Below are 15,011 nucleotides of genomic sequence, written 5' to 3'. Positions count from 1 at the left end.
ATAGTTGGGTGTTTAAAGTAAAAATACCCGTTTTTTGATACTAAAAAAAAGGCTATCTCAATGAGACAGCCTTTTCACTTTGGTTATATTATCTTGATTTATTAATTGTTTCCGTAGATTTTTGCATAAAGATCTTTGTAAATTTCTTTAATGATTTTACGTTTCAATTTTAGAGTAGGGGTAAGCTGCCCGCCGTCAATTGACCATACATCTGGAGTAAGTTCAAAACGTTTTACTTGTTCCCAATGTCCGAATTTTTTGTTGATTCCTTCTACTTCTTCATCGATTCGTTTGATAACATCTGCATTAGCGCTGATTTCCGCATCAGAACTTCCTAAAGTAATTTTATGGATTTTTGCCCATTCTTTTACAAATTCAAAGTTTGGCTGAATAAAAGCACCTGGCATTTTTTCGCCTTCACCAATAACCATTATCTGTTCAATAAAACGAGATTGTTTCATGGCATTTTCGATCATTTGCGGAGCAATATATTTACCTCCAGAAGTCTTGAACATTTCTTTTTTACGATCGGTAATTTTTAAGAAACCTTCGCTGTCAATTTCTCCGATATCTCCCGTATGAAAATAACCGTCAATTACAGCTTCTGCCGTTTTCTCAGGATCTTTATAATAGCCTAACATTACGTTTGGCCCTTTTAATAAAATTTCTCCGTCTTCGGCAATTTTTACTTCTAGGTTACGAATCGGCTTTCCAACAGTTCCAATTTTAAATCCTTTGTTTCTTTGGTCGTTTACAGCAATTACTGGAGAAGTTTCCGTTAAACCGTAACCTTCCATAACTGGAATTTCTGCAGCAGCAAAAACCCTTGTCAAACGCGGCTGTAAGGCAGCACTTCCAGAAACCATTAAATCTAAATTCCCACCCAAACCTTCTTTCCATTTACTGAAAATTAATTTGCGTGCAATTTTTAATTGGAATTCATACCAAGCGCCATTTGCTCCGTATGGTTCATATCTTAAACCTAAATCGATAGCCCAGAAAAACAGTTTTTTCTTAATTCCTGTTAGCTCAGCTCCTTTAGCATAAATTTTATCGTAAACTTTTTCTAAAAGTCTTGGTACAGCTGTAATTACAGTTGGACGGACGTCTTTTAAGTTATCACTGATTTTATCAATAGATTCTCCAAAATAAACCGATACGCCATAATATTGATAGATATACAAAATCATTCTTTCAAAAATATGACAGATAGGCAAGAAGCTTAATGCGGTGCTTTTTCCTGGATCAAATGGGATTCTTGGTGAGCTGTCTAAAACATTTGACACAATATTTTTGTGCGAAAGCATAACACCTTTAGGTCTTCCTGTTGTTCCAGAAGTATAAATAATAGTAGCTAAATCATCTGTTTGGATACTGTCTTTTTTAGCCTCAACTTCGCTTTGATTGCTGTCATCTTCGCCTAAAACCAATAAGTCTGACCAATGTTTACAGCCATTAATTTCATTAAAAGAATATACTTCTTTCAATGTCGGTACATTGGCTTTAATTGCATTTACTTTTTGTAACACTTCATCATCAGAAACAAAACAGTAAATACTGCCGCTGTGGTTTAAAATATATTCGTAATCTTCTTCTGCAATAGTTGGATAAATTGGAACATTTTGCGCACCAGTCTGCAAAATTCCAATGTCCATTATATTCCACTCGGTACGGTTATTTGAACTAATTAAAGCAATTTTATCATCTTTCTGAACGCCCATACGCAATAATGCTCTCGAAATAGCATTTGCTTTTGCAATATATTCTTCACTGGATGTTTTTTCCCAGACTCCATTTTTTTTGGTTGCGAGAGCAACTGGAAGGTTGTAAGTTTCTTGTTGATAATAGGGAAAATCAAAAAGGCGTGTGATTGAAACCATGTTTAATATATTGAATTTTATTGCAAATTAAATAAAATTTGGGTATGATTTTCAGTTTTATAAAATTTAATGGGAAAATTTATAAAGACTATTAAAAATCAACGAAAACGTTTTCTTTTTCGCCGTTAAATTTCTAAAAAATCAAGAAAAATTTAATTTGAAGACGTTTTTTAAACGCTATTGTACGTTATAATCTTCGTATACTTTTACTCTTTCGCCCATTAGAAACATTTTTTTCTTAGCAAAATGAATAGAGAATTGAGAATAATACCATTCATTACTGTCATTTGGTCTGTACCAGAATGTGTAAGAAGCACTATTGAATCCTTCTTTAAAAACAGGAACACCTTCTTCAGTACATTCGATTCCCCAATTTATTTTTTGTTTGCTTAAATCTTCAGCTTGAATAAAACCTGTTCCGTCTGGATTTAAAACCGTAATAGGCTCTTTTTGATTTAATGGCGCGTAAGTTCCAGGAACTGGATAGCCAATTGTAGTAGTAATATAACGTTCTTTAGAATTGTGGATAATCTGATCTACGTGAACTTGTGAATGTGATGGTGTAACAGCAAAGAATAGGCTGAAAACAAAAAGTAATTTTAAAAATTTCATTCTATGTAGGTTTAAATATTTTTGGGTCGAAAAATCTAGTGGATGATTTTTGCTGAGCGAATATAATCCATTTTTTTTATAGAATGGAAGCTTAAAAATACAAGAATGAAATTTTTATGTTTTATTTATTTTAGGTAAGTTTTTACTCTGTAGAAAACTGATTTTCTAGTAATTTTTCTTTAAAATCAGATCTAAACGTATAAGCAAAAGTAATCATCAAAGCGCGTGTGTCTGATTTGTTTGTTCGGTGATTGCTAAACAAAAGAGTGTTGTTTTTATAACCGCTTTCTAAGGTGTTAAACATATCGGTTACAACCAAACCTAAACGGGCATTTCCTTTTCCTAATTTCTGTTGAAATCCCATATCAACATTATAAATCGGAATTCTTTTTCCTTGTGGAGTGGCAACGGCCGAATTATAGTTTCCGATAATCTGAAGTTTTCCGCCTTTCCAAGGAACAAAGTTGTTAATCATTTTTCCGTACCAGCTGAAGGCATTGCTCACAACATCTTCGGCCTGTGGCAAATTGTCTGTATTAATGTTTTGCTGAAAAGCGGTTAAACTAATATTAGCATCATAAAAACCAACTGGTTTAAGAGTAAAAATGGTTTCTAAACCATAAGTAACCGTGCTTCCAATGTTTTGTGGCTGAAGTAAAACCACTCCATTGTCCAAAAGTTGTGCATATTGTCTAATTGCGTCAGTTGCATTTCTGTAAAAAGCATTGGTCGAAAAAGAGTAGTTACGCCAGTTTTTATTATAACTGATTTCGGCAATATGAATGATTTCAGGTTTTAAATATGGATTTCCTCCATGCGGATTTAACGCATCGGTAATGTCAATAAACGGATTTAAATCATCCAGGTCAGGGCGGTTAATTCGTTTACTGTATCCTAATTTTATAAATTCATCCGATTTTAAATTTAATTGTAAAGAAGCAGATGGAAAGAGTTTTAGATAATTATTGCTGAATCGGTCACTGTTATTTTGTGTTGCTCCAGTGTTGGAAACATTTTCTGCACGCAAACCTAAATTGTATTTCCATTTTGGGTTTTCGCTATCGCCAATATAAGAATTCATTAGACCATAAACGGCATTTATCTGTTCGTTAAATTTGAAACTATTACTAGCTAACGGATTCACGATATATTCACCATTAATTAGATCAGCACTTTCAAAATCGGACTTAAAAAATCGGAAAGTTCCTTTGTAACCTGTTTCTATAATCGATTTTTCTGAAATTGGAAAAGCGTAATTTACAATGGCATTCGAAATATTCTGATTTTCATAATTGTGTGTTCTCTGCAGTAAAGCCTCACCAATCTGCTGCTGATATTCATCGTAATTATAAGTGTCAATATCAGTGTTTTCTTTATGTTTTCCAAAAGAAGAAGTAATAGAGGTATTCAGACTTTTTCGTTCGTCATCAAATTTACGATCATAGGTAAAAGCAAGTTCGCCAACTTTTGAACGTTCCAGTTCTAATGAATGTCTTCTATTATTGGAGAAAAAGGCGTTGGCACTTGTGTTTACCTGCGTGTATAAAGTCTCGTCATTGTCTTGATTTTCTAGATTTCCAAGCGCTTCAAATGAAAAACTATTTTTGTCATTTGGAGAAAAATCAATATTTAATTTCAGATTCTGAAGGCCTTCAGTTCGTTCATCGTTTCGATTTTGATGAATATAATGTTCGTCATCAATAAAATAATTGGTTCGGTCAGCATTTATTTTCTTTGTTCTTCCAGCAAAACGATTGTCATAGCCTAAACCAAAATTCCATTTTTCTGTTTTATGATTGAAAAGAACAGAACTATTTACTCTTCCTTTTGCACCAAAACCTGCGCCCAATGCCACAGCACCATTTGTACCGCTAAGATTGTTCTTTTTAAGTTTTATATTAATGATACCGCTTTCGGCATTTGCATCATATTTAGCCGTCGGATTGCTAATTACTTCGATACTTTCAATACTGCTCGCAGCAATCTGATCCATATTGGTAATGGCCGAATTTTTTCCGTTTATCAAAATCATCGGCGATTTTCCTCTTAAAGTAATACCGCCTTCTGCATCGACAGCAACCGTTGGAATACTTTTAAGCATATCTGTAGCGGTTCCGCCCGTTTGCGAAATATTCGAAACAGCATTAAAAATAAAGCCTTCGTTTGTTTTCTGAATCTGTTTTTTCTGTGAGTTTACCACTACAGTATTAAGCTGGTTGGCATCTTCTTGTAAAGTGATCGTTCCAAGTGAAATAGCTGTACCAGTATATTTTATTTTTTTAGTATTGGTTTTAAAACCAATTAATTTAAACTGAAGCAGATATTCTCCAGAAGTTATATTTTCTAATGAAAAATTTCCAGAAATATCTGTAACGGCGTAATTAGCGGTTTTGGTTGAATCGGCTGTGTTTTTTAAAATTACATCAACAAACTCTATAGGATTTTTTCCGTCTGTGATAGTTCCTTTTATTGCTGTTTTTTGAGCGAAAGAAAATTGGCTTAAAGTAAATAAGAGGATTGCGAGGTATATTTTGCGTATAATATTTTTCATGTAGCAAAGATATTTACCAGAATGTTTACGCTTGCTTAAGCTGTCTTAAGATACCATTAAATTAATCTTAGAGTCGTTTTAAATAATGTTTTTTTGCCACAGATTAAAAGGATTAGAATGATTTTAAGCGTTGCTAAAAAATTCTGTGATAATCTTTTTAATCTGTGGCTATAAAAAAAAGCGCCCGATAAAATTCGGGCGCTTTTAGTAAAAATATATTTCTTAGTTTTTCTCAATCCATTTTCTGGCATTAACAAAAGCTTCGTGCCAAGGCGAAACCTCGTCATTTCTGTCTTTTGGATAATGCGCCCAGTTCCATTGGAAAGTCGAACGCTCAATGTGAGGCATCATAACCAAATGTCTTCCTGTTTTATCACACATCATAGCCGTGTTGTAGTCAGAACCATTCGGGTTTGCAGGATAACCTTCGTAAGCATATTTAGAAACAATGTTGTATTGGTCTTCTGCATAAGGTAATTTAAATTTACCTTCTCCGTGAGAAACCCAAACACCTAAAGTGCTTCCAGCTAAAGTCGATAACATAACCGAATTGTTTTCCTGAACTTTTACAGAAGTAAAGATACTTTCGTGTTTGTTACTTTCGTTATGGTGCATTTTTCCGTGAACTTCATGTTCTGGATTAATCACTTCCAATTCCATAAACAATTGGCAACCGTTACATATTCCAACAGATAAAGTATCTTCTCTTTTGAAGAAATTATCTAAAGCCGTTTTTGCTTTTTCATTGTATAAGAAAGCTCCTGCCCAACCTTTAGCAGAACCTAAAACATCAGAGTTAGAGAATCCTCCAACAGCACCAATAAACTGAATATCTTCAAGTGTTTCGCGACCAGAAATTAAATCGGTCATGTGAACGTCTTTTACATCAAAACCTGCCAAGTACATAGCATTTGCCATTTCACGCTCAGAATTACTTCCTTTTTCACGAATAATAGCCGCTTTTGGTCTCTCGACTCCGCTCGAGATGACAGGCGCTTTTCCTGTAAAATGTGCAGGGAAAGTATAATTTAAAACCTGATTTTTATAGTTTTCAAAACGTGCCTGAGCTCTTCCGTTTTTAGATTGTTTTTGATCTAATAAATAAGAAGTTTCAAACCAAATGTCTCTGTACTTCGCAATATCCAAATTATAAATTCCAAATTCCAAACTTGGTATGCTTTGAACTGTACCTAATTTGAAGAATTCGATATTGTTTGCATTTAATTTAGCTTCAACAGCTGCATCAGATTTTGCTTGGAAAACAATTCCGATGTTTTCAGCGAAAAGGATTTTCAATAAGTCTTTTTCCGCGAAAGCGCTGAAATCAATTTTTGCTCCCAAATTCACATCAGCAAAACACAATTCTAATAAAGTAGTGATTAAACCACCGCTTCCGATATCATGTCCAGCTAAAATTTGGTTTTCACCAATTAATTCCTGAATGGTATTAAAAGCATTTTTGAAGAAAGAAGCGTCTTTTATAGTAGAAGTTTCGTTTCCGATTGTGTTTCTGATTTGCGCAAAAGAGGAACCTCCTAATTTGAAATCATCCTGAGACAAATTGATATAATAAATTGAATCTCCGTTTTTCTGTAAAACTGGTTCAACTACTTTTCTAATATCTGTACAGTTTCCTCCAGCCGAAATAATAACCGTTCCCGGCGCGATTACTTCGTCGTTTGGATATTTTTGTTTCATCGAAAGCGAATCTTTTCCTGTTGGAATATTGATTCCCAATTCGATTGCAAATTCTGAACAACCTTCAACAGCAGCGTACAAACGAGCGTCTTCACCTTCGTTTTTACAAGCCCACATCCAGTTTGCAGATAATGAAATTCCTTTTAAACCATCTTTAATTGGAGCCCAAACAATGTTTGATAACGATTCTGCAATAGCATTTCGAGACCCTGCAACAGGATCAATCAAAGCAGCAATAGGAGCGTGTCCAATAGAAGTTGCAATACCTTCTTTTCCTAAATAATCCAGAGCCATTACCCCAACATTATTTAAAGGTAATTGTAACGGACCTGCATTTTGTTGTTTTGCTACTTTTCCACCAACACAACGGTTCACTTTGTTTGTTAACCAGTCTTTTGAAGCAACAGCTTCTAAACGTAAAACGTCTTTTAAATAACTTTCAAAATCATTTGCTGAATAAGCAACATCAGCATATTTTCTATCGATAGTTTTGTCAGTCATAACCGTTTTAGGAGAACTTCCGAAGAAATCTTCTAAAGCATAATCCATCGGTTTTGAACCATTTGATTTAGATTCGAATGTAAAACGGTGATTTCCCGTTACATCTCCAACCTGATACATTGGCGAACGCTCTCTGTCGGCGATTCTTTGTAATGTATCAATATCTTTTTGACCAATGACCAATCCCATTCTTTCTTGAGATTCGTTACCGATAATTTCTTTTGCAGAAAGCGTTGGATCTCCAACAGGTAATTTATCTAAATCGATTAAACCTCCAGTTTCTTCCACCAATTCTGAAAGACAGTTTAAGTGTCCTCCAGCTCCGTGATCGTGAATAGAAACAATTGGGTTATTATCGCTTTCTACTAAACCACGAATCGCGTTTGCAGCACGTTTTTGCATCTCAGGATTTGAACGCTGAATGGCATTTAATTCGATTCCTGAACCGAAAGCTCCAGTATCTGCAGAAGAAACCGCAGCACCACCCATTCCGATTCTATAATTTTCTCCTCCAAGAATTACGATTTTATCGCCTTCTTGTGGTTTCTTTTTAATAGATTGATCTAGTTTTCCGTATCCAATTCCACCCGCTTGCATGATTACTTTATCGTAACCAATTTTACGTTCGTTTTCTGAATGTTCGAAAGTTAAAACTGAACCTGTAATAAGCGGCTGACCAAATTTATTTCCGAAATCTGAAGCTCCGTTTGAAGCTTTGATCAAAATATCCATTGGCGTTTGGTACAGCCATTTTCTTTCTTCAACAGCATTTTCCCATTTTCTGTCATCTTTCAAACGAGAGTAAGATGTCATATAAACCGCAGTTCCTGCTAATGGCAATGAACCTTGTCCACCCGCTAAACGGTCACGAATTTCTCCTCCAGAACCTGTTGCAGCTCCGTTGAAAGGCTCAACTGTTGTTGGGAAATTGTGTGTTTCGGCTTTTAATGAGATAACAGAATCGAATTCTTTTATTTCGTAAAAATCAGGTTTGTCTGCCGATTTTGGTGCAAATTGCTGCGACTTTTGGTCCTTTTACAAAAGCAACGTTGTCTTTGTAAGCAGAAACAATATCGTTAGGATTTTCCTGAGATGTTTTTTTGATTAATTTAAAAAGAGAAGTTTCTTTTTCTTCACCATCAATAACAAAAGTTCCGTTGAAAATTTTGTGACGGCAGTGTTCTGAATTGGCTTGAGAAAAAGCAAAAATTTCAGAATCAGTTAACTTTCTTCCTAATTTAGTCGAAAGATTGTTTAAATATTCTACTTCTTCTTCGCTTAAAGCTAAACCTTCTACTTTGTTGTAAGTTGCAATATCATCAATCTCCAAAATTGGTTCTGGCTGAATGTTGATAGTGAAGATTTCTTGATCTAATTCGTTGAATTTTTGAGAAAGCATTGGGTCAAAATCAGTAAAATCTTCCGTTGCAGGATGAAATTCTTCGATTCTGATAATGCCAGAAATCCCCATGTTTTGAGTAATTTCTACAGCATTTGTACTCCAAGGTGTAATCATGGTAGCGCGAGGCAACCAACAAAGAAACCTGTCAATGCAGATTTTTCGATCTTATTCGCGTCGGCAAAAAGCCAGTTTAATTTTGAAATGTCTTGAGCTGAAATTTCGTTTTGCGTTTGTACTGCAAAAACAGTTTTGCTTTGGTTTTCAAAGAAATGGATCATTTGTGTAGTTTGTTGTATTGAGGTGCAAATTTAGTCAATCTAAACCGAAAAAAAAGCAACAATAAACGCCTTTTTAATTATTTATTTTTGCCCTTTTTTGCCCTGAAAATGCAATTTTTTTGCTAGTTAAAGCGTCCAAAATTTAACATTTTTACATCTTTAATTTTTGCCTGTAAACGTTTGTTGTTTTTCAAATTTCAATCAAAAAACTACTTCATATGAACAAGGGAATTCTTAAAATTTAATTACAAATTTTTCTAAAGGAAATCCGAGAAATTTGCAGAATGGTCAAAATTTAATCTCGCAAAGACGCAAAGGCGCAAAGATTTTTTTTAGTTTTCAGACTAAAACTTGGCGACTTTACGTCTTTGCGAACAAAATTCACAACCAAAATTCAAAAAAAACTTTGCGCCTTAGTGCCTTAGTGGCAAAAAAAAGTTACTTAGGAAAATCTTGACTCTGATAAGCACCCAAATCTGGCGGCGAAGTTCTTGTAATTCCTAAAATGTCGGTTGGAATCATAAAGACTGGATCTCCTTTCGCGAAAGCGGCAGAAGTTTTATCAATATTAAATTTATTCTGAGGCACATTATAAAACTTCGGATTTTCATTCAGAATTATATTCGTATAATGTTCGGTGTCGGTCTTGAATTGATAATTAGGATCTTTAGTCGAACTGCTGAATTTTAATAGACAATTATTTAATTGATAGACAAATGGCGCATTTGGATTTTTATCCAAATTGAATTCGTTTGTAGCCGAACCATAAATAATGCAATTATTAAAAATAGCATTGGTTAAAGGATTGGTTTCTGGAGTTGCTCCAGCTAAAGAGTTACTTAAATTTACTGCAACTTGAGAACTGCTTGACCAATTGTTGTTAAAGGTGCAATGCGTAAAGTTGTAATTTCCACCATAAACGCAGGATAGAGAAGCTAAACCTGCATAGTTTATTACAACATTGCTAGCAATAACATGAGTATCTCGAGCTAAAATTCCGTATTCGGCACAATTATAAATTTGAGTGTTTTTAATTTCGAATGTATTATAAGGACTTTGCAAATCCAAACCAATAACCGCATTTTTCAAAGTTAAATGATTGATGGTGTGATTGGCACTTCCATTAGAAAAAATAACCGATTTCCACTGTCCAGGAATGTCAGAATAAAGTGATTCTAAACGATCGCCTTCAAAAATCACTTCATTTTCAAGTTTATCAGTGGTAGAAGTTGTTCCGTTAATTTGTAGAGAAGCGTTATCGCCAACATACAATCCAGAATTGGCATGAAAATGAACTCTTGCGCCAGCTTCAAAAGTTACGGTTTTAAATTCTGGAACTCCTGCGTAGCCATAAATTACGTATGGTTTTTCATTTGTAAAAAGAAGTTCATTTCCGTTTGCAGGATCATTTTCGTTTAAATAAAATCCGTCAACATCTTTGCCGTCAATTTTAATTTTTTCTTTGGTTCCGTCGGGATTTTGATTTGGATATAAAAACACGGCATCTTGAATTAAAGTAACCAAAGCTACTTCTTGCAAATTTGCACCACTGTCAAACTGAATTTCGTCGGTATATAAAAAATCATCGGGATTCGCATCTGTAATATCTGCCGTGGTTTCTATAAAAATGTACAAACTGTCTTTTGCTAAAAGCGTAACATCTTTAAAAATTTTTCCGTTGTTGCCTGTCATTCCATCAACAGTCATTCTATATTTAGAATCTAAGCCTTTTTTGAATTGTACAATCGGAATCGAAATATCATTTTTACTCTGATTGTATATTTTCAATTGGTAAGTGCTTGAGCCAATGTTTTTAAAAACAGTATCCAGATAAACAGTGTCTTTCGAGAACTTTAAATTTCCAGAACTGGCAACAGTATCAAAATCAGTTCGGCAAGAACTGAAAACTAAAATTAAACCAATAATGGAAAGTGCAAAGTATTGACGCATTTGAATGTTTTTTTTAGCCAAGAATTCACGAATTTTTATTTGAATTAATTCGTGAATTCGTGGCGAATAAATTGTAGATAAAAAATCTTTTTAATCTGTGTAATCTGTGGCAAAAAAAGCCAAAGATTGATTTTGATTGTTTTTGTAAAAATAGCAAAAAACTGACAAGTTCATAATTGATTTTTAATTTTAGAATCCGATTTTTAGATTTATGTCTTATCTTTCTTTAATTTTACGATTTTAAAGTTTATTTTAATGAATTATACAAAAGAGCAGATTTTAGCGCGCTGTAATGAGTTTTCTAAAAACACATTGATGGAAACGTTAAAAATAGAATATATCGATGCCGGAGAAGATTTTTTAACTGCAAAAATGCCTGTAAATCCAAGTGTTCATCAGCCAATGGGATTATTGCACGGAGGCGCTTCTGTAGCTTTGGCAGAAAGTGTTGGGAGTGCAGCTTCTTTCTTTTTTATCAATCCGAAAGAACAAGAGGTAAGAGGTATCGAAATTTCGGCAAATCATCTAAAAAGTATTCGCGAGGGTTATGTTTTCGGAACAGCTCGAATTATTCACAAAGGAAGAAGTCTTCATCTTTGGGAGATCAAAATCACCGATGAAGCAGGGAATTTGGTTTCGCTTTGCAAATTGACGAATATGGTTTTGGATAGAAAGAAAAGCGAATAAATATGAATTCATTTTTCTTAAAAATTAAAAATCATAAAGAACAAAATTTACCCTTTGTACTTTATTCAAAACCCAATACAGAAAATTATGTTGGGATTTTACAGCAAAATAATATTTTAAATACCGTTTCGGATTATAGTGAAAAAGGTTTTGTTTTTGCTTCTTTTGATGAAAAACAGCTCATCCTAATTCCTGAAAAGGAATCGGAAATTATTACGGTTCAAAAAGAAAAGACTTCATTTGAGTCCATTGAAATTGATGATTTGAGTTTTGGTGCTGAAGCTAAATTTCAATATGAATATCTAGTAGCGCAGGGAATTCAAGCTATTAAAAATGAAGAATTCAAGAAAGTAGTTTTATCACGAAGTGAAGAAGTTCCGTTGTCTGAATTTGATTTTATTGAAACCTTTCAGCACTTGGTTCAGCTATATCCAGCCACTTTCTGCTATTGTTTTTTTCATCCTAAAATTGGACTTTGGATGGGGGCGACACCAGAAAAACTACTAAAAGCAAATGGAAATGTTTTTGAAACCATGGCTTTGGCGGGAACACAAAAAGATAATCAGGAAGCAGAAATCATTTGGCAACAGAAAGAAAAAGACGAACAGCAATTTGTTACTGATTTTATTGTAAAAAGACTTCGAGAATTTACAGCTTCTGTTGTGGTTTATGAGCCTTACAGTTTAAAAGCAGGATCGATTTGGCATATTAAAACAGATATTTCTGGGGTTTTAAAAGATAATTCGACTTTAGAAGAGGTAATAGATACGTTGCATCCAACACCTGCTGTTTGCGGACTTCCAAAAAAGAAATCGAAAGCATTTATTTTAGAAAATGAAAATTATAATAGAACTTTCTATACTGGTTTTCTAGGTGAATTGAACAGTACTTTTGAAGGAAATAATGCTAGTTCTGATTTATTTGTAAATTTACGATGCATGCAGATTCAGGAAGATAAAGCGATTTTATACATGGGCTGTGGTATTACCAAAGAAAGTATTCCAGAAAAAGAATGGGAGGAAAGCGTCAATAAATCAATGACGATGAAACGGGTTTTGAGAAAATAGTTTATAAAATTGTTTCAAGTTTCAGGTTTCAAGTTTCACGTTCTGTTGACAACTTGAAACCTGAAACTTGAAACTTGAAACAAAAAAATAATGAAATTAGACATATTAGCCTTTGGGGCGCATCCAGACGATGTAGAATTAGGTTGCGCTGGAACCATTTTGAAAGAAGTTTCCCTTGGGAAAAAAGTAGGTATTGTAGATTTGACGCGTGGTGAATTAGGAACGCGCGGCACAGCAGAAACTAGAGATCAGGAAGCAAAAGATGCTGCAAAGATTTTAGGAGTTGTTGTTCGCGAAAATTTAGCAATGCGTGACGGATTTTTTGTTAATGACGAAAAGCATCAATTAGAAGTTATAAAAATGATCCGTAAGTACAAACCTGAGATTGTATTATGCAATGCAGTCGACGATCGTCATATCGATCACGGAAAAGGAAGCAAATTGGTTTCTGATTCTTGTTTCCTTTCGGGGTTAATGAAAATTGAAACATCAGTTGATGGAGTGCAACAAGAAGCGTGGAGACCTAAAGTGGTGTATCATTATATTCAATGGAAAAATCTAGAACCTGATTTTGTTGTAGACATTACAGGATTTGAAGAAAAGAAGGTTGAAGCGATTATGGCCTATAAAACTCAATTTTACGATCCGAATTCAAAAGAACCTTCGACGCCAATTACGAGTAAAAACTTTTTTGAAAGCTTAAATTATCGTGCGCAGGACTTAGGAAGGTTAGTTGGGAAAGATTTTGCAGAAGGTTTTACAGTGGAAAGATGTTTGGCAGTCAATAGCTTAGATAATTTGATTTAATTTTTATGAAAATTTTTCATTTTTTTCTTTGTAGAACTCAACCTTTGTTCTATATTTGCACTCGCTAAGCAGAAAAATGGTGGTTGTAGCTCAGCTGGTTAGAGTAGCGGTTTGTGGTGCCGCGGGTCGCCGGTTCGAACCCGGTCAGCCACCCAGATTTAAAGCCTTGAAGAAATTCAAGGCTTTTTTTGTTTTCTGACGAAAACAAAAAAAAGTAAAATTCCAATAAAAAAATTCCAAATTCCAAGTTGTTCTACTTTTGGAATTTGGAATTTTTTTATTGGAATTTTATTAAAGAAAGCTTAAATTAAAAACTTAGTATTTCAAAATATAGCCCTCGGTTTCAACCGCGGGAACGATAAGGATATACGTTGTGGTAACGTTGCGTTCCGGCGGTTTCAACCGCTGGTTATGTTTTTATATGCTGATGAATAATTTAAGGAGAACAAGGATTTTTTTTTGTAATTCTTTAGTTCTTCAATGGAATTAAAGATTGGAATTTGGAATCTTTTTATTGGAATTTCATTAAAAAAACCCAACTGCTAAGTTGGGCTTTTTTTGGTGGTTATTATATTTGGTTTTATGTATTATCGAATTTCTTCAAATGTGTTTCCTTGATTTATATCTCCAGTTTTAAAACCTTTTTTAAACCAATACATTCTTTGCTCTGAAGTTCCGTGAGTAAAAGAATCTGGAACAACGTGTCCTTGCATTTTGCTTTGTATTGCATCGTCTCCAACAGCATTTGCTGCACTTAAAGCTTCATCAATATCTCCAACATCTAGATCTTTTTGGTTATCATGCGCCCAAACTCCAGCATAAAAATCAGCTTGTAATTCTAATGCTACAGATAATTTATTAGCTTCGGCGTCACTTTTTCCTTGCTGCATCTGACGCATCTTAGAAGATGTTCCCATTAAAGTTTGAATGTGATGTCCAATTTCATGCGCAATTACATAAGCAATGGCAAAATCGCCTCCTTTCGCACCAAATTTAGTTTTTAATTCTTCAAAGAAATCCAAGTCCATATACACTTTGCGGTCACCTGGACAATAAAAAGGACCGAAGCAGATGATGCTCCACCGCAGGCAGTTTGTACAGCGCCTTTAAAGAGAACTAATTTTGGTTTTTCGTATGTCATTCCATGCTCTGCAAAAATCTTAGTCCACGTATCTTCATTGTACGCTAACAAAGTTCTTACATAATTTCCCATTTCTTCGTCTTCCTTGCTTAACGGAGCTGCAGCTTCGGTCTGTTGGCCTTGTCCGCCTTGCATTTGTTCTAGTATTGGCGCTATTTGCTGACCTGTTTCGCCGCCAAAAACATTCAGAAGCAAAACGATGATCCCAATAACTCCTCCGCCAATTATTGCTTTTCCTCCACCAGAAATTGATCTTCTGTCTTCGACATTATCACTTTGCCTTCTTCCTTGCCATTTCATATTGAATTGTTTTTTAACTTGTTATTTAAAACGTTGTACGAATTTATAGATTTTTTATGATAAATTTTACAATTGAAACGTTTATGTTTTGTTGTCGGTCGCAGTTTTCAGTTTAAGATTGTTTGCTGAAACTGAAA

7 protein-coding genes, 1 tRNA gene and 2 pseudogenes are annotated in these 15,011 nt (G+C 34.4%); 4 read left to right on the top strand and 6 right to left on the bottom strand.

The features are described from left to right. Positions 1–101: 101 nt before the first annotated feature. The 5 genes and pseudogenes from ACPWTF_RS05315 to ACPWTF_RS05295 form a co-directional block, all read right to left on the bottom strand. Complete coding sequence (locus ACPWTF_RS05315) at positions 102–1,880, bottom strand: AMP-dependent synthetase/ligase (protein WP_427874709.1); 1,779 nt, start codon at positions 1,878–1,880, stop codon at positions 102–104. 177 nt (positions 1,881–2,057) lie between these two features. Continuing rightward, positions 2,058–2,492 carry a hypothetical protein gene (locus tag ACPWTF_RS05310; RefSeq protein WP_427874708.1) on the bottom strand — a complete coding sequence of 145 codons (435 nt, stop codon included), beginning with the start codon at positions 2,490–2,492 and terminating at the stop codon, positions 2,058–2,060. A 142-nt stretch (positions 2,493–2,634) separates the two neighbouring features. Next, on the bottom strand, positions 2,635–5,043 hold the full coding sequence (locus ACPWTF_RS05305) for a TonB-dependent receptor domain-containing protein (protein WP_427874707.1): 2,409 nt from the start codon (positions 5,041–5,043) through the stop codon (positions 2,635–2,637). Between the two features lie 222 nt (positions 5,044–5,265). Further along, positions 5,266–8,922 (bottom strand): annotated as a pseudogene (gene purL / locus ACPWTF_RS05300) (phosphoribosylformylglycinamidine synthase). Between the two features lie 438 nt (positions 8,923–9,360). Continuing rightward, positions 9,361–10,872, bottom strand: a complete 1,512-nt coding sequence (locus ACPWTF_RS05295; RefSeq protein WP_427874706.1) for a hypothetical protein — start codon at positions 10,870–10,872, stop codon at positions 9,361–9,363. A 255-nt stretch (positions 10,873–11,127) separates the two neighbouring features. Here ACPWTF_RS05295 and ACPWTF_RS05290 point away from each other — a divergent pair, with 255 nt between their 5' ends. The 4 genes from ACPWTF_RS05290 (at position 11,128) to ACPWTF_RS05275 (ending at position 13,586) form a co-directional block, all read left to right on the top strand. Next, on the top strand, positions 11,128–11,559 hold the full coding sequence (locus ACPWTF_RS05290) for a PaaI family thioesterase (RefSeq protein WP_095928875.1): 432 nt from the start codon (positions 11,128–11,130) through the stop codon (positions 11,557–11,559). 2 nt (positions 11,560–11,561) lie between these two features. After that, positions 11,562–12,626: a chorismate-binding protein gene (locus ACPWTF_RS05285; protein WP_427874705.1), complete on the top strand. Its 1,065-nt coding sequence runs from the start codon at positions 11,562–11,564 to the stop codon at positions 12,624–12,626. Between the two features lie 90 nt (positions 12,627–12,716). Further along, entirely contained in the window at positions 12,717–13,433 is a 717-nt protein-coding gene (gene bshB1, locus ACPWTF_RS05280; protein ID WP_427874704.1) for a bacillithiol biosynthesis deacetylase BshB1, read from the top strand. A gap of 79 nt (positions 13,434–13,512) precedes the next feature. Continuing rightward, positions 13,513–13,586, top strand: a tRNA-His gene (locus ACPWTF_RS05275). Positions 13,587–14,020: 434 nt separating this feature from the next. Here the strand turns inward: ACPWTF_RS05275 and ypfJ are convergent. Then, positions 14,021–14,874: pseudogene (gene ypfJ, locus ACPWTF_RS05270) on the bottom strand (KPN_02809 family neutral zinc metallopeptidase). Between the last annotated feature and the right edge of the window lie 137 nt (positions 14,875–15,011).

The sequence above is a fragment of the Flavobacterium sp. MMS24-S5 genome (genome assembly GCF_050320125.1).
Taxonomy (GTDB): domain Bacteria; phylum Bacteroidota; class Bacteroidia; order Flavobacteriales; family Flavobacteriaceae; genus Flavobacterium; species Flavobacterium tyrosinilyticum.
Note: the sequence above shows the minus strand (reverse complement) of the source record. Positions and strands in the feature narration are given on the sequence as shown.